Here is a 20,941-nt window from a genome sequence, read left to right as displayed (position 1 = left end):
CCAGTAGGAGATGCCGCCATGATAACAGCAGCCTTGATGCCGGCGCAGTCGGCTCGGCGCCTAGAACGAATCAGTGGTACGGAGTGTTTTATGAGTGAAGTAGAGGGGATCGGCCCACAGGCGTTGCCGGGTTTGCGTGAGCAGGTTGCGCGCATCATCGAGGAGGCGAGTCGGCAGGGCGCCAGCGCCTGCGAAGTTTCCGTCTCGATGGAGCAGGGGCTGTCGACTACTGTGCGCCAGCGTGAAGTCGAAACCGTCGAATTCAATCGTGATCAGGGCTTCGGCATCACGCTCTATGTCGGCCAGCGCAAGGGCTCGGCCAGCACCACCGGCAGCGGTGAAGAGGCCATTCGGGAAACCGTGGCTGCTGCTCTGGCAATCGCCAGGCACGCTTCGGAAGACGAATTTGCCGGGCTCGCTGACCCTGCCTTGATGGCAACCGAGGTTGCCGACCTTGACCTTTACCACCCTTGGGGTATTTCTCCAGATGAGGCGGTGGAGCTGGCGCTGTCCTGCGAGGCCGCCGCCTTTGCCGCCGACAAGCGCATCCTCAATGCTGACGGGACCACGTTGAGCACTCACCGCGGCTGTCGCGGCTACGGCAATAGCAATGGCTTCATCGGCGCCTACAGCAGCAGCCGGCACAGCCTGGGCTGCGTGATGATCGCCGAGTCCGAAGGGCAGATGCAGCGCGACTACCACTACGATGTCAGCCGTGTCGCCAGTGAGCTGGCGGCTCCGGAGGCAATCGGCAGGCGTGCTGCCGAACGCGCCGTACGGCGCCTTGGCGCCCGTCCAGTGCCGACCTGCGATGTACCGGTGCTGTTCTCCTCGGAGTTGGCGACCGGTCTGTTCGGTCACTTTCTCGCCGCGATTTCCGGCGGCAATCTGTATCGCAAGTCGTCCTACCTCGAAGGAGCGTTGGGGCAGACGCTGTTTCCCGAATGGCTGAGCCTGGACGAGCGCCCGCATCTTCCTCGTGGGTTGGCCAGTGCGGCTTATGACGGCGACGGTCTGGCCACCTACGCAAAACCGTTCGTGGAGAACGGCAAGCTGGTGTCATATGTGCTGGGGACCTATTCCGGTCGCAAACTGGGTATGCCAAGCACGGCCAATGCCGGCGGTGTGCACAACCTGTTCGTCAGCCATGGAGATGAGGACCAAGCGGCCCTGATCCGTCGGATGGGGCGAGGCTTGCTGGTCACCGAGCTGATGGGGCAGGGGTTGAACCTGGTTACTGGCGATTATTCACGCGGTGCCGGTGGATTCTGGGTGGAAAACGGCGAAATCCAGTTTCCGGTTCAGGAGGTGACCATCGCTGGCAACCTGCGCGATATGTTCCGGCAGATCGTCGCGGTGGGTTGCGATACCGAGACCCGAAGCAGCATCCACACCGGTTCGGTGCTGATCGAACGGATGAAAGTGGCAGGGCAGTAAGCGGCTGCAACTGGAGCACACAGTCTCGGCTCGTCGGGTCAGGCTTTAGCGGCTCGGCGAGCGGGAAGCCAGAGGAACGGCCGTTGAGGCTTACCGCCTCGCAGCCCCGTTATTCCCCTTCTTCGAAATAATTTTCGACCAATGCCACCAGAGCCTTGATGGCCTCATCCTCCTGCTCACCTTTAGCTTGCAGATGCAGCGTCGTTCCCTTGCTGGCCGCGAGCATCATCACGGCCATGATGCTCTTGCCGTTGATCAGGCTGCTGGGCTCGTGCCCTATCTGGATATCGCAGGGAAACTGGTTGGCCACGCCAACGAACTTGGCAGCTGCGCGGGCATGCAGCCCCAGCTTGTTGATGATGGTGATTTCGCAGGACGGCATGAAGGGTTCCTAGACCAGATCGCGATGGCGGACCTGGACGTTCTTGAGGGGCTCACGTAGCGCGTTGCAGAGTCGTTCTGCCAGGTACACCGAGCGATGGTGACCGCCGGTACAGCCGATAGCGACAGTAACGTATGCGCGATTGCTGGCGGCGAAGCGGGGGAGCCATTTGCTCAGATAACCGAGAATGTCCTGAAACATCTCCTGGACGTCGTTTTGGGTATCCAGGTACTCAATGACCGGCTGATCGAGCCCGGAAAAGTCGCGCAGCTCAGCCCGCCAATAGGGGTTGGGCAGGCAACGGACGTCGAAGACCAGGTCGGCATCCACCGGCATGCCGCGTTTGAACCCGAAGGACTCGAACAAAAAGGCGGTGCCTGGCTCAGGCTTGTTCAGCAGGCGCAGTTTCAGGGAGTCGCGCAGCTGGTAAAGGTTGAGGTTGGTGGTATCGATCTTCAGGTCGGCCTGATCGATGATCGGCGCCAACAGCTCTTCTTCATCACGTATGGCTTCGGCCAGAGAGCGGTTTTCATTGGTCAGCGGGTGCCGTCGGCGCGTTTCCGAGAAGCGCTTGAGCAGCGTCTCGTCGGCGGCGTCGAGATAGAGCACGTCACACTGGATATGCCGGGCACGGGCCTCTTCGAGCAGCTCCGGGAAGCGCTTGAGCTGGCTCGGCAGGTTGCGTGCGTCGATGGAGACTGCCACCAGCGGCTGCAGCAGCTCAGTATGCAGCAGAGCCTTTTCAGCCAGCTCTGGCAGCAGCCCGGCTGGGAGGTTATCAATGCAATAGAAGCCACTGTCTTCGAGAACGTCGAGGGCGGTGCTTTTGCCCGAGCCAGAGCGCCCGCTGACAATTATCAGGCGCATGGACGCAAACTAACTGGCGCGTGGAGTTGAGAACCCTGCTGCAGGCAGCAGGGGCGCGAAATGCGTGAAGGACTGATTGCGGACACGTCTCGCTCCCTGTTGGCGGGCACGCCCGGCCGTTTAACGGCCGTGCTGGATATCGACCACTGCCTGATACAGTTCCTGGTCGGTTGTAACCTCGCGCAGCCGGTCACGGACCTCTTCCTGGTCCAGCATGCTGGCAATCTGTCGAAGCAGCTCAAGGTGTTCGTCGGTCGCCGCTTCCGGTACCAGCAGTACAAACAGCAGGTCGACCGGAGCGCCGTCAATGGCGTCGAAGTCCACCGGTGCGTCGAGCCGCAATACTGCACTAAGCGGTGCCTCGCAGCCGGGCATGCGGCAGTGAGGGATGGCAATGCCGTTGCCGAAGCCGGTGGAACCCAGCTTCTCGCGAGCCACGAAGCTTTCGAAAATGCTTTGAGGGTCGAGTTCGGGAAGGTCCTGGCCGATCACCTTGGCAATCTGCTCCAGGACGCGCTTTTTGCTACCGCCCGGCACGTTCACCAGTGAACGGCCGGGGGTGAGTATGTTTTCAAGTCGGATCATGGGTCAGCGAGCCACGGTACCTTGGGTATGGTCGAGTTGTTTTTCTTTGTGCTTGATCAGCTGACGATCGAGTTTGTCGGCAAGCAGGTCGATCGCAGCATACATATCTTCGTGTTCGGCATTAGCAACCACTTCGCGGCCGGCAACGTGCATGGTGGCTTCGGCTTTCTGCTTCAGTTTTTCGACTTGCAGGGTGACCTGGATATCGATGATGCGATCGAAGTGCCTTTCCAGACGTTTCAGTTTCTCCTCGACATAGATACGCAGTGCTTCGGTTACTTCCAGATGAAGGCCGGTAATCTTGACTTGCATACTGCTTCTCCTTTTTGCCTCATGCGAATGAACGAGCCCTGAAGCCCGTCCCCAGAAGAAATCGGCCAGGATGTCGGCTGTTGCAACACGCTGGCATTACAGCAATCGCTTGCGCTCGCTGGAGGGTGCAATTCCCAGGGATTCCCGGTACTTGGCGACGGTGCGACGTGCCACCTGAATGCCCTGCTCCTCAAGTAGACCAGCGATCTTGCTGTCGCTCAATGGCTTTTTGGGGTTTTCCGCTGCCACCAGCTTCTTGATTATGGCGCGGATTGCGGTGGATGAGCACTCGCCACCCTCGGCTGTGCTGACGTGGCTGGAGAAAAAGTACTTCAGCTCATAGATGCCACGGGGGGTATGCATGTATTTCTGCGTGGTCACGCGGGAAATGGTCGATTCATGCATGCCGACCACTTCTGCGATGTCATGCAGCACCAGCGGTTTCATCGCCTCGTCGCCGTGCTCAAGAAAGCCGCGCTGATGCTCAACGATCTGGGTCGCTACCTTCATTAGGGTTTCGTTGCGGCTGAGCAGGCTCTTGATGAACCAGCGCGCCTCCTGCAGCTGGTTGCGCATAAAAGTGTTGTCAGCGCTGGAGTCGGCGCGCTTGACGAAGCTGGCGTACTGGGCGTTCACCCGCAGGCGCGGCATCGCGTCCTGGTTGAGCTCGACCAGCCAGCGGTTGTTGTCCTTGCGCACGATCACGTCAGGAACGATGTATTCAGGCTCGCTCGTTTCGATCTGCGAGCCGGGACGGGGGTTGAGTGACTGAATCAGGTCAACGATCTGGCGTAGCTCGTCTTCCTTGAGCTTCATGCGCCGCATCAGCAGGCTGTAGTCGCGGCTGCCGAGAATGCCCAGGTGATCGCTGACCAGACGCGTGGCTTCGTTCAGCCAGGCGGTATCTGCGGGCAGTTGGCGCAATTGCAGCAGCAGACACTCACGCAGGTCACGGGCGCCGATGCCTGCCGGCTCGAACTGCTGGATGCGGCGCAGTACCACTTCGACTTCGTCGAGTTCGATTCCCAGCTCGGGGTCGAAGGACTCCAGCACTTCTTCAAGGCTTTCATCCAGGTAGCCCTGGGGGTTGATGCAGTCGATCAGGGTGGTGGCGATGAGGCGATCGGTGTCGCTCATGGGGGCCAGGTTGAGCTGCCAGAGCAGGTGCGACTGCAGGCTCTCGCCCGATGATGTGCGGCTGGTGAAATCCCATTCCTCGTCATCGTTGCTGGGCAGGCTGCTGGCGCTGGTCTGGTAGATGTCTTCCCAGGCGGTGTCTACGGGCAATTCGTTGGGAATGCGCTCGCCCCAGTCGCCTTCCTCGAAACTCTCCATCGTGTTGACGGGCTCTTCGTACTGGCTGTCCGGGCTGCTGTTCTCGCTAGGAGTGTTCTCGATCTTCTGGTCGAGAGACTCGGCCATCGGATCCGGATTGTCGAAGTCTTCTCCGTCTTCTTCGCGCTCGAGCATGGGATTTGAATCCAGCGCTTCCTGGATCTCCTGCTGGAGGTCGAGGGTCGAGAGCTGGAGCAGTCGTATGGCTTGTTGCAGCTGGGGTGTCATCGTCAGCTGCTGGCCCATCTTCAGGACTAGCGATGCTTTCATTGCAGAGGACTTCGAACCTTGTTTGCCGGCGCAACTGCGCCTGTTCCGACTTCGCTGGCGCTGCTGCGCCGGTTTAAGCAAATTATATGCCTGAAGAGGAAGCGGTTGGCTAGTCCTGAATTGCTCCATTCGAGGACGGCAGGCAGACAGGTCTTTGAAAAAACGTAAGCGAGGCAGGCAAGACGAGGCGCAACGACCAACGGGAGTAACAGCCAAAGGCTGGCCCGAAGGGCAAGTGCAGCGAGTCAAAAGCCGAAGAACGGACCGGGCTCGCGTACGGGTTTAGTTTCCTAAATGAGCATTACTCACTTCGCTCGCCCTCCGGGCCGCGCTGAAGCGCGTTAGCCGCAAGCGGCTTTCTGAAGCTGCTTTTTACGAAGTATTGCCAACGTAGGTTGTTTCAAAGGCTTGCTACAGGCGGAACTCGTGACCCAGATAGACTTCCTTGACCAGCTGGTTGTCGAGGATGGTCTGTGCGTCGCCTTCGGCAATTAGCTGCCCGTCGTTGACGATATAGGCGGTTTCGCAGATGTCGAGTGTTTCGCGCACGTTGTGATCGGTGATCAGTACGCCGATGCCCTTGGACTTGAGGTGGTGAATGATCTGCTTGATGTCGCCGACCGAGATCGGGTCTACCCCGGCAAAGGGTTCGTCCAGCAAGATGAATTTCGGGGCAGTGGCCAGTGCGCGAGCGATCTCCACACGACGCCGCTCACCGCCGGACAGGCTCATACCGAGGCTGTCGCGGATGTGGTTGATGTGGAACTCCTGCAGCAGGCCTTCCAGGGCTTGCTGGCGACCATTGCGATCCAGGTCCTTGCGGGTTTCGAGGATGGCCATGATGTTGTCAGAGACCGACAGCTTGCGAAAGATCGAAGCTTCCTGGGGCAGGTAGCCGATGCCAACGCGCGCGCGGCCGTGCATGGGCAGGTGAGTGACGTCCTGATCGTCGATCAAGACGCGCCCCTGGTCGGCCTTCACCAGGCCGACGATCATGTAGAAGCAAGTGGTCTTGCCGGCACCGTTCGGGCCCAGCAGCCCGACGATCTGCCCGCTTTCGATGGACAGGCTGACGTCGCGTACGACTTGGCGGCTTTTGTAGCTTTTGGCCAGATGCTGGGCCTTGAGGGTTGCCATTACTCGCTCTGCTCCGCAGCCGGCGTTCCTGTAGCGGAACCTTCTTTCTTGCGCGGCTGGATGACCATATCCACGCGTGGGCGAGGGCTGGTCACGTCGACGTTGGTGGCGCGACCGGCGTTGACGATCTGGCGCTGGGTGTCATAGACGATCTTCTCGCCCTCGAAGGTGTTGCCCTCCTGGATGACCTTGGCCTGGTCGATCAGGATGATGCGTTCGTTGGCGGCGAAATACTGGATGGTCAGGCCGTAAGCCTTGACGATCTCCTTGTCGACCGCCGGCTTCTGCTCGTAGTAGGCGGGCTTGCCGATGGAGGTGAAGACCTCGACATCGCCATTGCCGTCCTGGGTGATGGTCACCGTGTCGCCGGTGATCTTCATCGTGCCCTGGGTGATCACCACGTCGCCGCGGTAGACCGCAACGCCCTGGCGATCGTCCAGTTCGGCGGTGTCTGCCTGGATCCGGATCGGCTGGTTGCGATCTTCAGGAAGGGCGTGGGCGTTGCTGCCGAGCAGGAAAATGCTCAAACCGAGCAGGAATGGGAGAGTCTTAACGCAGCTCATGCTGGCCTCTTACGTTGGATAGCAGGAGCATCCTGCCTTCGTTCAGGTACGCTTTCATGCCCGTGGCAGTTGTCACGCCGTTCGCGGCGACGATTCTAACGGGTTGTCGGGTCTCGGCATAATCCTTCTCGGGCAAAACCGTCATCCGCGTAGTGGTGATGATGGTCGGGCGGCCTTCGGCGTCGGTGCGCTCGATCCGCACGCTGTCAATCAGCTCGACTTCTTCGCCTTGAGGGCCGACTTCGCCGCGCTCGCTGGTGATGTGCCAAGGCAGCTCGGTGCCGCGGTAGGAGCGCAGGTCGGGGCGGGTCAGCAGGCTGATGTCGCTGGCCTTGATGTGCTCCATTCTTTCGGCGGTAAGCTCGTAGTTGCGTCTGCCGTCCGGCTGATATTGCACGGTGCGCGGGTTGATCACGTAGAAATCGATCGGCGACTCTTCGGTCGAGGTCGTGCGCGGTTGCTGCATAAAGCTTTCTGGACGGATGTTCCAATAGCCAGCTGCAGCCAGTAACAGGGCGATCAGTAGCAGGATGGCGGGAAGACGGATCTTGCTCAGCATCGAAACCTCTAGAGATAGGCCGATTGGGCGGCTGCAAGGGTGCCCTGGGCGCGCATGATCAGTTCGCAGAACTCGCGTGCTGCACCCTCGCCGCCGCGAGCGCTGGTGACGCCGTGAGCATGCTGGCGTACGAAGGCGTCGGCGCTGGCCACGGCCATGCCCAGGCCGACCCGGCGAATCACCGGCAGGTCTGGAAGATCGTCGCCGAGGTAGGCTACCTCAGAGTAGTCGAGGCCCAGCTCGGCGAGCAGTTCATCGAGCACCACCAGCTTGTCTTCACGGCCCTGATAAAGGTGCTGGATGCCCAGGTTCTGCGCCCGGCGTTCGACCACAGGGGTCTTGCGGCCGCTGATGATCGCGGTGCGCACGCCGGAGTTGATCAGCATCTTGATGCCGTGGCCGTCCAGGGTGTTGAAGGTCTTGAATTCGCTGCCGTCGACCAGGAAATACAGCTTGCCGTCGGTCAGCACTCCGTCCACGTCGAATATGGCCAGGCGAATGTCCCGGGCGCGGTGCAGAAGATCATTCATTACATTACTCCCGCACGCAGCAGATCGTGCATGTTGAGCGCGCCGACCGGTCGGCGGTTGGCATCCACCACGACCAGCGAGTTGATCTTATTGTCCTCCATGATCTTCAGAGCCTCGGCGGCGAGCATTTCGGCACTGGCGGTTTTGCCGCCCTTGGTCATCACCTCATCAATGCTGGCCTGGCGCACATCGATGCCCTTGTCCAGGGTGCGACGCAGGTCGCCGTCGGTGAAGATCCCGGCGAGGCTGCCGTCGTCGGCGAGAACCACGGTCATGCCCAGCCCCTTGCGGGTCATTTCCAGCAGCGCATCACGCAGGGAGGTGCCGCTCTTGACTTGTGGCAGGCGGTCGCCGGAATGCATCACGTTGTCGACCTTGAGCAGCAGGCGTCGGCCCAGCGCCCCGCCGGGATGGGAAAAGGCAAAATCCTCGGCAGTGAAGCCTCGCGCTTCGAGCAGAGAGATGGCCAGCGCATCACCCAGCACCAGACTGGCCGTGGTGGAGGAGGTCGGGGCAAGGTTCAGCGGGCAGGCCTCGGTGCTGACACTGGCGTCAAGGTTGACCGCGGCGGCGCGTGCAAGCAGCGACTGGGGATTGCCGGTCATGCTGATCAGGGTGATACCCAGGCGCTTGATCAGCGGCAGCAGCGTGACGATCTCGTTGGTGGTGCCAGAGTTGGAGAGGGCGAGCACGACGTCATCCTGGGTGATCATGCCCATGTCGCCGTGGCTGGCTTCGGCAGGGTGCACGAAGAACGCCGGCGTGCCGGTGCTGGCCAGCGTAGCGGCAATCTTGCGGCCGATATGGCCGGACTTGCCCATGCCCACCACAACCACGCGGCCCTGGCATTGAAGGATGAGTTCGCAAGCCTGGACGAATTGCTCGTCGATGCGAGCCTTGAGTTGCTCGACCGCTTCGATTTCCATGCCGATGGTGCGTCGGGCGGTTTCGATAAGCTGGCTGCTTTGGCTCATGTTCACATCTTCGCCTGAATGAAAACGCGAGATTATAACGACAAAGCGTATGTTGCTCACCGAAAAAGCTGTGACTTATTGCGCCTTGCAATCCTGCGCCTGGAGGTGCACTGCTCACCTGCCGATACATTCAGCGGCTTGGGAGCGATTCTGCGCGGTGCTATAGTGCGCCGCCGAAAGCAGCCCTGCGACGTATCCCTGCGGATTCGTGGAGCGTCTGAAACGCAGGCTGTATCCAAGGAGAACTGATGAGCGTTGCCAGCGCCTACGCTGTCGAGCTGAAGAATCTGACCTTCAAGCGCGGCGAGCGGAGCATTTTCAATAATGTCGATATCGCCATTCCGCGCGGCAAGGTGACGGCCATCATGGGTCCGTCCGGCTGTGGCAAGACGACTCTGCTGCGCCTGATCGCCGCCCAGTTGCGCCCGGAAAAGGGTGAGGTGTGGGTTAATGGCGTCAACCTGCCGAGTCTGGGGCGTCGCGCGCTGTTCGACATGCGCAAGCAGTTCGGTGTGCTGTTCCAGAGCGGCGCGCTGTTTACCGACCTCGATGTGTTCGAGAACGTCGCCTTTCCTCTGCGGGTGCATACCAAGCTGCCCGACGAAATGATCCGCGACATCGTCCTGATGAAATTGCAGGCGGTGGGGCTGCGCGGCGCCGTCGAGCTGATGCCCGACGAGCTGTCCGGCGGTATGAAACGGCGCGTGGCGCTGGCGCGGGCCATCGCGCTGGACCCGCAGATTCTGCTTTACGATGAACCCTTCGCTGGCCAGGATCCCATTGCCATGGGCGTGCTGGTCAAGCTGATCCGTCTGCTCAACGATGCCCTGGGTATCACCAGTATCGTGGTGTCTCATGATCTGGCCGAGACCTCCAGCATCGCTGACTACATTTATGTGGTCGGTGATGGTCAGGTGCTGGGCCAGGGTACGCCCGCCGAGTTGCGCGATTCGACCAATCCCCGCGTGCAGCAGTTTATGCGTGGCGCGGCGGACGGCCCGGTGCCTTTCCATTTCCCCGCGCCGGCCTATGCCGAGGATCTGTTGCGAGGCCCCAATGCGTAAGTTGTCTGTTACCGAACGCGTTCGCAGAGTCGGCGAGGCCGGCCTGAACGTTGTTGGCGCGCAGGGGCGCGCAACGCTATTTCTGTTCCACGCACTCTTTGGTCGCAGTGGGTTGGACAACCGCTTTGCCCTGCTGGTCAGGCAGCTTTACTCAGTGGGCGTGCTGTCGCTGGCGATTGTGGTGGTTTCGGGCATCTTTATCGGCATGGTGCTGGCGCTTCAGGGGTACAGCATTCTCAGCAGCTATGGTTCCGAGCAGGCGGTGGGGCAGATGGTTGCGCTGACGCTGCTGCGCGAGCTTGGGCCGGTGGTGACTGCGCTGCTGTTTGCCGGGCGTGCCGGCTCTGCACTGGCTGCTGAGATCGGCAACATGAAGTCCACCGAGCAACTCTCCAGCCTGGAAATGATCGGTGTCGATCCGCTGAAGTACATCATCGCGCCGCGTCTCTGGGCCGGCTTCATTTCGTTGCCGCTGCTGACCGTGATTTTCAACGTTGTTGGCATCTGGGGCGGCGCCATGGTGGCGGTAGACTGGCTGGGCGTCTATGAAGGTTCGTTCTGGGCCAATATGCAGAACAGCGTCAGCTTTACCTCGGATGTGCTCAATGGCGTGATCAAGAGCCTGGTGTTCGCCTTTGTCGTCACCTGGATCGCAGTGTTCCAGGGTTACGACTGCGAGCCGACCTCTGAAGGAATCAGCCGTGCCACCACACGAACCGTGGTCTACGCCTCACTGGCGGTGCTCGGCCTCGACTTTATTTTGACCGCCCTGATGTTTGGAGATTTCTGATGCGTATCCGCACCCTGGAAATTGGTGTTGGCCTGTTCCTGCTTGCGGGCGTGCTGGCCTTGCTGCTGCTGTCGTTGAGAGTCAGCGGGTTGAGCGTGAGCAATGGCGACACCTACAGGCTGTACGCCTATTTCGACAATATCGCCGGCCTCACGGTCAGATCCAAGGTGACCATGGCGGGCGTGACGATTGGCAAGGTGACGGCCATCGACCTGGACCGGGAAAGCTACACCGGTCGCGTCACCATGGAGATCCAGCAGGATGTCGATATCCTGCCTTACGATTCCACCGCCTCTATCCTCACCGCCGGCCTGCTGGGTGAGAAGTACATCGGCATCAGCGTGGGTGGCGAGGAGGAAACCCTCGGTGACGGCGACACCATTCGCGACACGCAGTCTTCCCTGGTGCTGGAAGATTTGATCGGCAAGTTTTTGCTCAATTCGGTAAATAAAGAGTAAGGGCCTGAATAGATGAGAAGCCTGAATATGATGAAAGCCCTGCGTCGCGGCCTGCTGGTGTTGTTGGCTTTGCCCATGCTGGCGCTGGCCGCACCGAGTGCCCATGAGGTCATTCAGAAAACCACTGATGAACTGCTGGCCGATCTCAAGGCTAACAAGGAGCAGTATCGCCAGGACCCGAATGCCTTCTACACATCGCTGAACGAGATTCTCGGCCCCGTGGTGGATGCCGAGGGCATTTCCCGTAGCATCATGACGGTGAAGTATTCGCGCACTGCCAGTGCCGAGCAGATGAACCGCTTCCAGGAAAACTTCAAGCGCAGCCTTATGCAGTTCTATGGCAACGCCTTGCTTGAATACAACAATCAGCAGATCCGTGTGCTGCCGGCCAGCGGCAGGCAGGACCCCGAGCGCACCAGCGTCGGCATGGAGGTGACCGGTCGCCAGGGCGAGATCTATCCGGTGTCCTACACCATGGTCAATCAGGGTGGGGAGTGGCTGGTGCGCAACGTGATCATCAACGGCATCAACATCGGCAAGTTGTTCCGCGATCAGTTCGCCGATGCCATGCAGCGTAATGGCGGCGACCTGGACAAGACCATCGATGGCTGGGGTGAAGTGGTCGCACGGGCCAGGGACACCGAGGCCGGGCAGCAGGCTGCCGGCGATGACTGAGGGCCGCGTTGAGCGCGGTGCCGATGGTGTTCTGCGACTCGTCGGCGTGCTCGATTATCAGTCCGGGCCGGCCTTGCGTCGGCAGGGGCAGGCACTGATTCGCGCTGATAAGAGCGGACCTTTGCAGATCGATTGCTCGGCGGTGGAAAAATCCAGCAGCGTCGGGCTCTCCCTGCTGCTGGCCTTTATCCGGGATGCCATGGCGCTGGGGCGCGAGGTGGCGATCACCGGCCTGCCTGATGACATGCGCGAAATCGCCGCAGTATCCGGGTTGCTGGAGGTTCTGCTGCCGGCGGATACTGGCGCCGGGAAAGACGCACAGGGAGCGTTTTGATGCTGTTACGTCGGGCAGAAGCAATGCGCCTCAAGGTCCATACAGCGGCCGAGTCGTTGGGCAATCTGTTTGTCGAAACCTTTCACTATCTTTCGCTTTTTGCCATTGGTGCGATCACGGCGTGGGCAGGGCTGGTGGCATTTCTCGGCATGGTCGAGAAGGGCAACGTTACGGTTGACGACATCCTGCTGCTGTTCATCTACCTTGAGCTGGGTGCGATGGTCGGGATTTACTTCAAGACCAACCACATGCCGGTGCGCTTCCTTATTTATGTAGCGATCACGGCGCTGACCCGTCTGTTGATATCCGATGTATCGCATCACCATCGCCCGGATATGGGTGTGGTCTATATTTCAGGTGCCATCCTGTTGCTGGCGGTGGCCATTCTGGTGGTTCGTTACGCGTCCTCGCGCTTCCCGGCGGTATCTGCCGAGAGCCGTCACCGACTGCCGCGGGACAATGAAGCCGAGACGCTTGAGTAAAGGCCGTCCTGATGCTCGGGCTTCGCAGGCTTCGGCCTTTTTTGTATGATGTCCGGCTGTGCGCATCCGGCGCTGATCGAGGTTGAACATGCAGGCTGTAGAAGTTAAGCGTTTCCTGGAAGAGAAACTTCCGAATGCACAAGTGGAAGTCGAAGGCGAAGGCTGCAACTTCCAGTTGAACGTGATCAGTGACGAGCTGGCCGGCCTGAGTCCGGTCAAGCGTCAACAACAGATTTATGCCCATCTCAATCCATGGATCGCCGATGGCAGCATTCATGCCGTGACCATGAAATTCTTCAGCCGCAACGACTGGCTCGCTCGCGGCTGAACACCTCATTCCAGGCAGGGCCGCAGTATCCATTGCTGCGCGCCGCCCACTCTCCGGCAAGGTTTCCAACCTGCGGGTTACAGGAACATCCATGGACAAACTGATCATCACCGGCGGTACCCGTCTCGACGGCGAAATCCGCATTTCCGGCGCGAAGAACTCGGCGCTGCCGATCCTCGCCGCAACCTTGCTGGCTGACACCCCCGTCACCGTCTGCAACCTGCCGCACCTGCACGACATCACCACCATGATCGAGTTGTTTGGCCGCATGGGTGTGCAGCCGATCATCGATGAGAAGCTCAGCGTCGAAGTTGACGCCAGCCGTATTCAGACGCTGGTCGCGCCCTATGAGCTGGTCAAGACCATGCGCGCCTCGATCCTCGTGCTCGGCCCCATGGTCGCGCGCTTCGGTGAGGCCGAAGTGGCCTTGCCAGGTGGCTGTGCCATTGGTTCGCGTCCGGTGGACCTGCACATCCGCGGGTTGGAAGCCATGGGCGCACAAATCGATGTGGAAGGCGGTTACATCAAAGCCAAGGCGCCCGCCGGCGGCCTGCGTGGCGCGCATTTCTTCTTCGATATCGTCAGCGTTACCGGTACCGAGAACATCATGATGGCCGCGGCGCTGGCCAATGGCCGCAGTGTGCTGGAGAACGCCGCGCGCGAGCCGGAAGTGGTCGATCTGGCCAACTTCCTCAACGCCATGGGCGCAAAAGTTTCCGGCGCCGGCACCGACACCATTACCATTGATGGCGTCAAGCGCCTGGGCGGTGGTCGTTACAGCGTAATGCCCGACCGTATCGAGACCGGTACCTACCTGGTCGCTGCTGCCGCCACCGGTGGCCGCGTGAAGCTCAAAGATACCGACGCCACCCTGCTTGAAGCCGTATTGCACAAGCTGGAAGAGGCCGGCGCTCACATCGATACCGGCAAGGACTGGATCTCGCTGGACATGAAGGGCAACCGCCCGCGCGCGGTCAATCTTCGCACCGCACCGTATCCGGCGTTTCCCACTGACATGCAGGCACAATTCATCGCCTTGAACGCGGTTGCCGAGGGCACCGGCACGGTGATCGAGACGGTGTTCGAGAACCGTTTCATGCACGTCTACGAAATGAACCGCATGGGTGCGCAGATTCTGGTCGAGGGCAATACCGCCATCGTCACCGGCGTACCGCGGCTCAAGGGTGCACCGGTCATGGCCACCGACCTGCGCGCCTCGGCGAGCCTGGTCATTGCCGGCCTGGTGGCAGAGGGCGATACGCTGATCGACCGCATCTACCACATCGACCGCGGCTACGAATGCATCGAGGAAAAACTGCAGCTGCTGGGCGCGAAAATTCGCCGCGTAGCGGGCTGAGGCCACTCAAGGAACAACGCAATGCTGACCATCGCCCTGTCCAAAGGCCGCATTCTCGATGACACCCTGCCGCTGTTGGCGGCTGCCGGTATCGTTCCCACCGAGAATCCGGAAAAGAGCCGCAAGCTGATCATCCCCACCACTCAGGACGACGTGCGTCTGCTGATCGTGCGCGCCACCGACGTGCCAACATACGTTGAGCATGGTGCTGCGGACCTGGGCGTGGCCGGCAAGGACGTCCTGATGGAGTATGGTGGGCAGGGCCTGTATGAGCCGCTGGACCTGAACATTGCCAAGTGCAAGTTGATGACAGCTGGTCGGGTCGGTGCTCCGGAGCCGAAAGGGCGCCTGCGCGTGGCGACCAAGTTCGTCAACATCGCCAAGCGCTACTACGCCGAACAGGGTCGCCAGGTCGACGTCATCAAACTGTATGGCTCGATGGAGTTGGCGCCGCTGGTAGGTCTGGCTGACAAGATCATCGACGTGGTGGATACCGGCAACACGCTGCGGGCCAATGGCCTGGAGCCGCAGGAGCTGATCTGCCATATCAGCTCGCGGCTGGTGGTCAACAAGGCCTCGATGAAGATGCAGCACAGCCGTATCCAGGCGTTGATCGATGCACTGCAGAGCGCCGTCGCTCAGCGCGCCTGAGCCTGCGCGGTCTATCCGCGCCATAGTCTGAATTTCAGGGTGCCCGCACGCTTGGCTTGTTAATCTAGGGCACCTGCCACAGTTTCGACGTACCCCCTCATGAGGCCCGCTATGACCGCTGCCACCGCCATTCGCCGACTCAACGCTGCAGATGCCGATTTCGCCCGGCATCTGGATCATCTGCTGAGCTGGGAAAGTGTTTCCGACGATGGCGTCAACCAGCGTGTACTGGAGATTATCCGCGCCGTGCGCGAGCGTGGTGATGCGGCGCTGGTGGAACTGACCCAGCGTTTCGACGGCCTTGAGGTCACCTCCATGGCCGGTCTGATCCTTCCCCGTGAGCGTCTGGAACTGGCGCTTGAGCGCATCTCCCCCGAGCAGCGCCGGGCTTTGGAAGTAGCCGCCGAGCGCGTGCGTACCTATCACGAACGGCAGAAGCAGGACTCCTGGACCTACACCGAGGCCGACGGCACGGTGCTAGGGCAGAAAGTTACTCCGCTGGATCGCGCTGGCCTCTATGTGCCGGGTGGCAAGGCGTCCTATCCGTCCTCGGTATTGATGAACGCGATTCCGGCAAAGGTGGCCGGGGTACCCGAGGTGGTCATGGTGGTACCGACCCCGCGTGGCGAAATCAATGAGCTGGTACTGGCTGCCGCCTGTATCGCCGGCGTCGATCGGGTCTTCACCATCGGTGGTGCTCAGGCCGTCGCAGCGCTGGCCTACGGCACCGAAAGTGTACCGCCGGTGGACAAGATCGTCGGTCCCGGAAATATCTATGTAGCCACCGCCAAGCGTCACGTCTTCGGCAAGGTAGGCATCGACATGATTGCCGGGCCATCGGAAATCCTCGTGGTCTGCGACGGCCAGACCGATCCGGACTGGATCGCCATGGACCTGTTCTCCCAGGCCGAGCACGACGAGGATGCCCAGTCGATTCTGGTCAGCCCCGACGCAGCCTTCCTCGACAAGGTTGCTGAGAGCATCCAGCGCCTGCTGCCGACCCTGGAGCGCGCGGACATTGCCCGTACTTCCATCGAGGCCCGTGGTGCGCTGATTCAGGTGGCCGACATGCAGCAGGCCATCGAAGTGGCCAACCGCATTGCCCCGGAGCACCTGGAGCTGTCAGTGGAAAAGCCCGAGCAGTATCTGGATCAGATCCGCCATGCCGGTGCGATTTTCATGGGCCGCTACACTGCCGAGGCGCTGGGCGACTACTGCGCCGGGCCCAACCATGTGCTGCCGACCTCGGGTACTGCGCGCTTCTCCTCGCCGCTCGGGGTGTACGACTTCCAGAAACGTTCGTCGATCATTCACTGCTCGGCCGAGGGCGCTTCGGAACTGGGCAAGGTGGCCTCGGTGCTGGCGCGCGGAGAATCGTTGACCGCCCACGCGCGCAGCGCTGAATACCGCATCAAGCCCTGAGACGAACACCGGATCTGTAGGGGCGAGCTTGCTCGCGAACGGACGGCTGTGTGACGCATGATCGCCAGCAAGCTGGCTCCTCCAGTAAATAGTGCGGGAAAACCGTTGAATTCCTAAGGAGAGCAGGGCCGTGAGCAAATTCTGGAGCCCCTTCGTCAAGACCCTTGTGCCCTACGTGCCAGGTGAGCAGCCGAAGCTGAGCAAGCTGGTCAAGCTCAATACCAATGAGAACCCCTACGGCCCGTCGCCCAAGGCGCTTGCCGCAATGCAGGCAGAGATCGGTGACACCTTGCGCCTGTATCCGGACCCCAACGGCGAGCGCCTCAAGCAGGCGGTAGCCGAGTATTACGGCGTGCAGCCCGCTCAGGTGTTCGTTGGTAACGGTTCCGACGAAGTGCTGGCGCACGCCTTCCATGGTCTGTTCCAGCACGGCAAGCCGCTGCTGTTCCCCGATGTCACCTATAGCTTCTACCCGGTCTACTGCGGGCTTTACGGCATCGACTACGAAGCCATCGCGCTGGATGACGAGTTCCAGATCGATGTGGCCGATTACAGCCGGCCCAACGGTGGCATCATTTTCCCCAATCCCAATGCGCCTACGGGGCGGGTGCTTGCGCTGGCGGCCATCGAGCGGCTGTTGCAGGCCAATCCCGATTCCGTAGTGCTGGTGGACGAGGCCTATATCGATTTCGGCGGCGAGACGGCTATTGCCCTGGTCGACCGCTATCCGAACCTGCTGGTGACCCAGACGCTATCCAAGTCGCGCTCATTGGCTGGTTTGCGCGTCGGGTTGGCGGTCGGTCATCCGGACCTGATCGAGGCGCTGGAGCGGATCAAGAACAGCTTCAACTCCTACCCTCTGGACCGCATCGCCATTGCTGGCGCCGCTGCGGCATTCGAGGACCGTGAGTACTTCGAGCAGACCTGCCGCCAGGTCATCGCCAGCCGCGACAGCGTTACCGAGGCGTTGACCGCGCTGGGCTTCGCCGTGCTGCCCTCGGCGGCCAACTTCATCTTCGCCTGCCACCCTGCACACGACGCTGCTGCGCTGGCTGCGGCACTCCGTGAAGACGGTGTGATCGTTCGCCACTTCAAGCTGCCGCGTATCGATCAATACCTGCGCATCACCATCGGTACCACGGAGCATAACCAGGCGCTGCTGGATTCGCTCGCAAAGATCCTGGGGTAGGGTGGCTCGGACTTCGGCAGGCTGAATCTGCTCTATGGCAGATCCCGCCTGCTGTCCTGCCTGCTTGTCAAATGGGTCGCCGTGGCGATTCCTTCTGCTCTTACGGCTTTGGCTCTGCCGGCGGCCTAATACCGATTTCGGCTTTCAGCGTCAGTTGTTCACCGTTACGGAGGATGACAATGTCGATCTTGTCGCCAGGCCGTGCGCGAGCCACCTGGTTCATCGAGTTGCGGCCGTCGTTGGCCTGTTGGCCGTCGATGCTGAGGATCAGGTCGCCAGGGCGCAGGCCGGCACGCTCCGCAGGGCCATCGCGATGAACGCCAGCCACCACGATTCCGGGCCTGCCGGGCTGGCCGAAGGACTCGGCCAGTTCCTGGGTCAGCGATTGCACCGTTACACCAAGCCAGCCGCGAATGACCTGTCCCTGTTCGATGATCGCCTTCATCACATCCATGGCGAGCTTCACCGGTATCGCGAAACCGATGCCCTGAGAGCCGCCGGATTCGGAGATGATCGCCGTGTTGATGCCGATTAGATGGCCTGCTGCATCCACCAGCGCACCACCCGAATTACCGCGGTTGATCGCGGCGTCAGTCTGGATGAAGTCTTCATAGGTATTGAGCCCAAGCTGGTTGCGTCCGGTGGCACTGATGATGCCCATGGTCACCGTCTGCCCTACGCCGAACGGGTTGCCAATCGCCAGGGTCACATCGCCTACACGAATGCTGTCCGAGCGTCCAAGGGTGATGGCCGGAAGGTTTGCAAGGTCGATCTTCAGTACTGCGAGATCGGTTTCCGGGTCGCTGCCAATCACGCGTGCCAGGGTTTCCCGGCCATCACGCAATGCCACCACGATCTGCTCAGCATTGGCAGTCACATGGTTGTTGGTCAGCAGGTAGCCTTCGGGGCTCATGATTACCGCTGAACCGAGACTCGACTCCATGCGCCGTTGGTGCGGGAGGTTGTTGTCGTTGAAGAAGCGCTGGAAGACCGGGTCGTCCTTGGGCGTCTCCTGCTGGGGCTTTTCGATGACCTTGGTGGTGTACAGATTGGCTACCGCCGGTGCGGCGCGGCTGACTGCACTGGCGTAGGAATACGGTCCTGAGGACTGTGGAGCTTGTTGCAGAGTGTAGGCTGGCTCGGTTTTCAGCCCCACCCAGTGCGGGTAGCGCTGGATGATCAGCAGGGCGAGGAGCAGGCCGGCCAGCAGGGGCCAGCCCAGGTAGCGCAGGGCGTTGATCATCTGAACATGCAATCCGGGCAGGTTGCGGGGGGAGAGTGCCCCCTTTAAGGTGGCGGCATTATACGAAGCTGGCGCTGAAATGCAGCGTGCTGATTATCAGCCGCCAGCGTTTGCCTTTCGCTTATTCCAACCGATTTCAGGAGTTCCTTTCCATGGCAATTGCACTGGCCACGCTGGTCGCTGAGACCGATCGCTACCTGAACGTGACAAAAATACCCGACTACTGCCCCAACGGTCTGCAGGTCGAGGGTCGGTCCGAGGTGCGCCGTATCGTCAGTGGTGTGACCGCCAGCCAGGCGCTGCTCGATGCTGCGGTAGCGGCAGAGGCGGATGCAGTGCTGGTGCATCATGGCTATTTCTGGAAAAACGAAGACGCCCGCATCGTGGGGATGAAGCAGCGGCGCCTGAAAACCCTGCTTAACCATGATATTAGCCTGCTCGCCTATCACCTGCCCCTAGATGTGCACGAAGAAGTCGGCAACAACGTGCAACTGGCGCGGCTGCTGGGCCTGACCATCGAAGAGCTGCTGGAGCCGGACAACCCGAAAACTGTCGGTTTGGTCGGTTCACTGGCAACGCCGCTGACGCCTGCCGAGTTCGCCCGGCTGGTGCAGGAAAAGCTCCAGCGTGAGCCGCTGGTGGTTGAAGGCAACGGCCTGATCAGTCGTGTCGGCTGGTGTACCGGTGGTGCTCAGGGCTACATCGACAAGGCTGTGGCAGCAGGCGTGGATGCCTATCTGACAGGGGAAATCTCCGAACCCACCGTGCACAGCGCGCGCGAGAATGGCCTGAGTTTTTTTGCCGCCGGCCATCATGCCACCGAGCGGTATGGGGTTCAGGCGCTCGGCGAATACCTGGCGCGTCGTTTCGATATCGAACACATTTTCATTGACTGTCCCAACCCGGCCTGACCGTTTTTCTGCTGACCAAGCCCGGGCCGTCGGGCGTTTCAGTTGATATAAATCTAGTCCATTTCGTTCTAAGGAGCTGCCTGATTAGAATCGGGCGGCGTGTTAAAGTTGCGCCCTTCTTTATGGCCTGCTGGCCTTCCATCTGCATATTCGTGAGTAGCCATGGTCGACAAACTGACGCATCTGAAAGAGCTGGAGGCGGAAAGCATCCACATCATCCGCGAGGTGGCCGCCGAGTTCGACAACCCGGTGATGCTCTATTCCATCGGCAAAGATTCAGCCGTGATGCTGCACCTGGCACGCAAAGCGTTCTACCCGGGCAAACTGCCGTTTCCGGTGATGCACGTGGATACACGTTGGAAATTCCAGGAAATGTACAGTTTCCGCGACAAGATGGTCGCTGAGATGGATCTGGATTTGATCACCCATGTGAACCCGGACGGCATCGCTCAGGATATCAACCCCTTTACCCATGGCAGCGCCAAGCACACCGACATCATGAAGACCGAGGGCCTCAAGCAGGCGCTGGACAAGCATGGTTTCGATGCCGCTTTTGGTGGTGCGCGCCGCGATGAAGAGAAGTCCCGGGCCAAGGAGCGCGTTTACTCCTTCCGCGACGGCAAGCATCGCTGGGACCCGAAGAACCAGCGCCCCGAGTTGTGGAACGTTTACAACGGCAAGGTCACCAAGGGCGAGTCGATCCGCGTTTTCCCGCTATCAAACTGGACCGAGCTGGATATCTGGCAATACATCTATCTGGAAGGCATTCCGATCGTGCCGCTGTACTTTGCAGCCGAGCGCGAGGTGATCGAGAAGAACGGCACGCTGATCATGATCGACGACGAGCGTATCCTCGAGCACCTCACCGATGAGGAAAAGGCACGTATCGAAAAACGCATGGTCCGTTTCCGCACCCTGGGTTGCTACCCGCTGACTGGCGCCGTGGAGTCCACAGCTGCTTCGCTGCCCGAGATCATCCAGGAAATGCTCCTGACCCGAACCTCCGAACGCCAGGGCCGCGTTATCGACCACGATGGCGCCGGTTCGATGGAAGAGAAAAAACGCCAGGGCTACTTCTAAGGATTC

At 60.5% G+C, this 20,941-nt stretch carries 25 protein-coding genes; 14 read left to right on the top strand and 11 right to left on the bottom strand.

The genetic code is table 11. From position 1 onward, the window contains the following. Positions 1–90 precede the first annotated feature (90 nt). Positions 91–1,437, top strand: a complete 1,347-nt coding sequence (gene pmbA / locus BN1079_RS08085; protein ID WP_037023544.1) for a metalloprotease PmbA — start codon at positions 91–93, stop codon at positions 1,435–1,437. A 109-nt stretch (positions 1,438–1,546) separates the two neighbouring features. Here the strand turns inward: pmbA and BN1079_RS08080 are convergent, their stop codons facing one another. The 10 genes from BN1079_RS08080 to BN1079_RS08035 all read right to left on the bottom strand — a co-directional run bounded on the left by BN1079_RS08080 (position 1,547) and on the right by BN1079_RS08035 (position 8,957). After that, positions 1,547–1,819 (bottom strand): HPr family phosphocarrier protein, encoded by a 273-nt coding sequence (locus tag BN1079_RS08080; protein WP_037023542.1) that lies wholly within the window; start codon positions 1,817–1,819, stop codon positions 1,547–1,549. Between the two features lie 9 nt (positions 1,820–1,828). Then, positions 1,829–2,686 carry an RNase adapter RapZ gene (gene rapZ / locus BN1079_RS08075; RefSeq protein ID WP_037023540.1) on the bottom strand — a complete coding sequence of 286 codons (858 nt, stop codon included), beginning with the start codon at positions 2,684–2,686 and terminating at the stop codon, positions 1,829–1,831. Between the two features lie 120 nt (positions 2,687–2,806). Further along, positions 2,807–3,271, bottom strand: a complete 465-nt coding sequence (gene ptsN, locus BN1079_RS08070) for a PTS IIA-like nitrogen regulatory protein PtsN (protein ID WP_037023538.1) — start codon at positions 3,269–3,271, stop codon at positions 2,807–2,809. Between the two features lie 3 nt (positions 3,272–3,274). Then, entirely contained in the window at positions 3,275–3,583 is a 309-nt protein-coding gene (hpf, locus tag BN1079_RS08065; protein ID WP_037023537.1) for a ribosome hibernation-promoting factor, HPF/YfiA family, read from the bottom strand. A gap of 96 nt (positions 3,584–3,679) precedes the next feature. Continuing rightward, positions 3,680–5,188: an RNA polymerase factor sigma-54 gene (locus BN1079_RS08060; RefSeq protein ID WP_074436831.1), complete on the bottom strand. Its 1,509-nt coding sequence runs from the start codon at positions 5,186–5,188 to the stop codon at positions 3,680–3,682. A 411-nt stretch (positions 5,189–5,599) separates the two neighbouring features. After that, positions 5,600–6,325 carry an LPS export ABC transporter ATP-binding protein gene (lptB, locus tag BN1079_RS08055; RefSeq protein WP_037023535.1) on the bottom strand — a complete coding sequence of 242 codons (726 nt, stop codon included), beginning with the start codon at positions 6,323–6,325 and terminating at the stop codon, positions 5,600–5,602. Continuing rightward, on the bottom strand, positions 6,325–6,888 hold the full coding sequence (gene lptA, locus BN1079_RS08050) for a lipopolysaccharide transport periplasmic protein LptA (RefSeq protein WP_037023533.1): 564 nt from the start codon (positions 6,886–6,888) through the stop codon (positions 6,325–6,327). The genes lptB and lptA overlap by 1 nt, the downstream gene beginning before the upstream one ends. Continuing rightward, on the bottom strand, positions 6,875–7,447 hold the full coding sequence (gene lptC / locus BN1079_RS08045; protein WP_037023532.1) for an LPS export ABC transporter periplasmic protein LptC: 573 nt from the start codon (positions 7,445–7,447) through the stop codon (positions 6,875–6,877). The genes lptA and lptC overlap by 14 nt, the downstream gene beginning before the upstream one ends. Positions 7,448–7,455: 8 nt before the next feature. Then, complete coding sequence (locus tag BN1079_RS08040; protein WP_037023531.1) at positions 7,456–7,977, bottom strand: KdsC family phosphatase; 522 nt, start codon at positions 7,975–7,977, stop codon at positions 7,456–7,458. Next, positions 7,977–8,957 carry a KpsF/GutQ family sugar-phosphate isomerase gene (locus tag BN1079_RS08035; RefSeq protein WP_171819294.1) on the bottom strand — a complete coding sequence of 327 codons (981 nt, stop codon included), beginning with the start codon at positions 8,955–8,957 and terminating at the stop codon, positions 7,977–7,979. The genes BN1079_RS08040 and BN1079_RS08035 overlap by 1 nt, the downstream gene beginning before the upstream one ends. Before the next feature lie 242 nt (positions 8,958–9,199). Here BN1079_RS08035 and BN1079_RS08030 point away from each other — a divergent pair, with 242 nt between their 5' ends. The 11 genes from BN1079_RS08030 to hisC all read left to right on the top strand — a co-directional run bounded on the left by BN1079_RS08030 (position 9,200) and on the right by hisC (position 17,701). Beyond that, entirely contained in the window at positions 9,200–10,015 is an 816-nt protein-coding gene (locus BN1079_RS08030) for an ABC transporter ATP-binding protein (protein WP_037023528.1), read from the top strand. Next, positions 10,008–10,805, top strand: a complete 798-nt coding sequence (mlaE, locus tag BN1079_RS08025) for a lipid asymmetry maintenance ABC transporter permease subunit MlaE (protein WP_037023527.1) — start codon at positions 10,008–10,010, stop codon at positions 10,803–10,805. Before BN1079_RS08030 ends, mlaE begins: the two co-directional genes overlap by 8 nt. Further along, on the top strand, positions 10,805–11,263 hold the full coding sequence (mlaD, locus tag BN1079_RS08020) for an outer membrane lipid asymmetry maintenance protein MlaD (RefSeq protein ID WP_037023526.1): 459 nt from the start codon (positions 10,805–10,807) through the stop codon (positions 11,261–11,263). Before mlaE ends, mlaD begins: the two co-directional genes overlap by 1 nt. A 27-nt stretch (positions 11,264–11,290) precedes the next feature. After that, positions 11,291–11,938 (top strand): MlaC/ttg2D family ABC transporter substrate-binding protein, encoded by a 648-nt coding sequence (locus tag BN1079_RS08015; protein WP_037023525.1) that lies wholly within the window; start codon positions 11,291–11,293, stop codon positions 11,936–11,938. Then, on the top strand, positions 11,931–12,272 hold the full coding sequence (locus BN1079_RS08010; protein WP_037023524.1) for an STAS domain-containing protein: 342 nt from the start codon (positions 11,931–11,933) through the stop codon (positions 12,270–12,272). The genes BN1079_RS08015 and BN1079_RS08010 overlap by 8 nt, the downstream gene beginning before the upstream one ends. Then, positions 12,272–12,754, top strand: a complete 483-nt coding sequence (locus BN1079_RS08005; protein WP_037023523.1) for a phosphate-starvation-inducible protein PsiE — start codon at positions 12,272–12,274, stop codon at positions 12,752–12,754. The genes BN1079_RS08010 and BN1079_RS08005 overlap by 1 nt, the downstream gene beginning before the upstream one ends. Positions 12,755–12,842: 88 nt before the next feature. After that, on the top strand, positions 12,843–13,082 hold the full coding sequence (locus BN1079_RS08000; RefSeq protein ID WP_037023522.1) for a BolA family protein: 240 nt from the start codon (positions 12,843–12,845) through the stop codon (positions 13,080–13,082). Positions 13,083–13,173: 91 nt separating this feature from the next. Beyond that, on the top strand, positions 13,174–14,439 hold the full coding sequence (murA, locus tag BN1079_RS07995; protein WP_037023520.1) for a UDP-N-acetylglucosamine 1-carboxyvinyltransferase: 1,266 nt from the start codon (positions 13,174–13,176) through the stop codon (positions 14,437–14,439). 21 nt (positions 14,440–14,460) lie between these two features. Beyond that, positions 14,461–15,090, top strand: coding sequence for an ATP phosphoribosyltransferase (gene hisG, locus BN1079_RS07990; RefSeq protein WP_037023518.1), 630 nt, complete (start codon positions 14,461–14,463; stop codon positions 15,088–15,090). A 111-nt stretch (positions 15,091–15,201) separates the two neighbouring features. Next, on the top strand, positions 15,202–16,512 hold the full coding sequence (hisD, locus tag BN1079_RS07985; RefSeq protein ID WP_037023516.1) for a histidinol dehydrogenase: 1,311 nt from the start codon (positions 15,202–15,204) through the stop codon (positions 16,510–16,512). 130 nt (positions 16,513–16,642) lie between these two features. After that, the gene (gene hisC / locus BN1079_RS07980) at positions 16,643–17,701 is read left to right on the top strand and encodes a histidinol-phosphate transaminase (protein ID WP_037023514.1); all 1,059 of its coding nucleotides are present in this window, start codon (positions 16,643–16,645) and stop codon (positions 17,699–17,701) included. A gap of 100 nt (positions 17,702–17,801) precedes the next feature. Here hisC and algW read toward each other — a convergent pair whose 3' ends face one another. Continuing rightward, positions 17,802–18,944, bottom strand: a complete 1,143-nt coding sequence (gene algW, locus BN1079_RS07975) for a Do family serine endopeptidase AlgW (RefSeq protein WP_037023513.1) — start codon at positions 18,942–18,944, stop codon at positions 17,802–17,804. Between the two features lie 152 nt (positions 18,945–19,096). On the opposite strand from algW, the gene BN1079_RS07970 reads away from it, so the two are divergent. Further along, positions 19,097–19,855 carry a Nif3-like dinuclear metal center hexameric protein gene (locus BN1079_RS07970; protein ID WP_037026705.1) on the top strand — a complete coding sequence of 253 codons (759 nt, stop codon included), beginning with the start codon at positions 19,097–19,099 and terminating at the stop codon, positions 19,853–19,855. A gap of 162 nt (positions 19,856–20,017) precedes the next feature. Next, positions 20,018–20,935 carry a sulfate adenylyltransferase subunit CysD gene (cysD, locus tag BN1079_RS07965; protein ID WP_037023512.1) on the top strand — a complete coding sequence of 306 codons (918 nt, stop codon included), beginning with the start codon at positions 20,018–20,020 and terminating at the stop codon, positions 20,933–20,935. Positions 20,936–20,941 lie beyond the last annotated feature (6 nt).

It is taken from the genome of Pseudomonas saudiphocaensis, from assembly GCF_000756775.1.
GTDB lineage: Bacteria > Pseudomonadota > Gammaproteobacteria > Pseudomonadales > Pseudomonadaceae > Stutzerimonas > Stutzerimonas saudiphocaensis.
The sequence above is the reverse complement of the archived record's forward strand: the minus strand, read 5'-3'. Positions and strand labels throughout refer to the sequence as shown.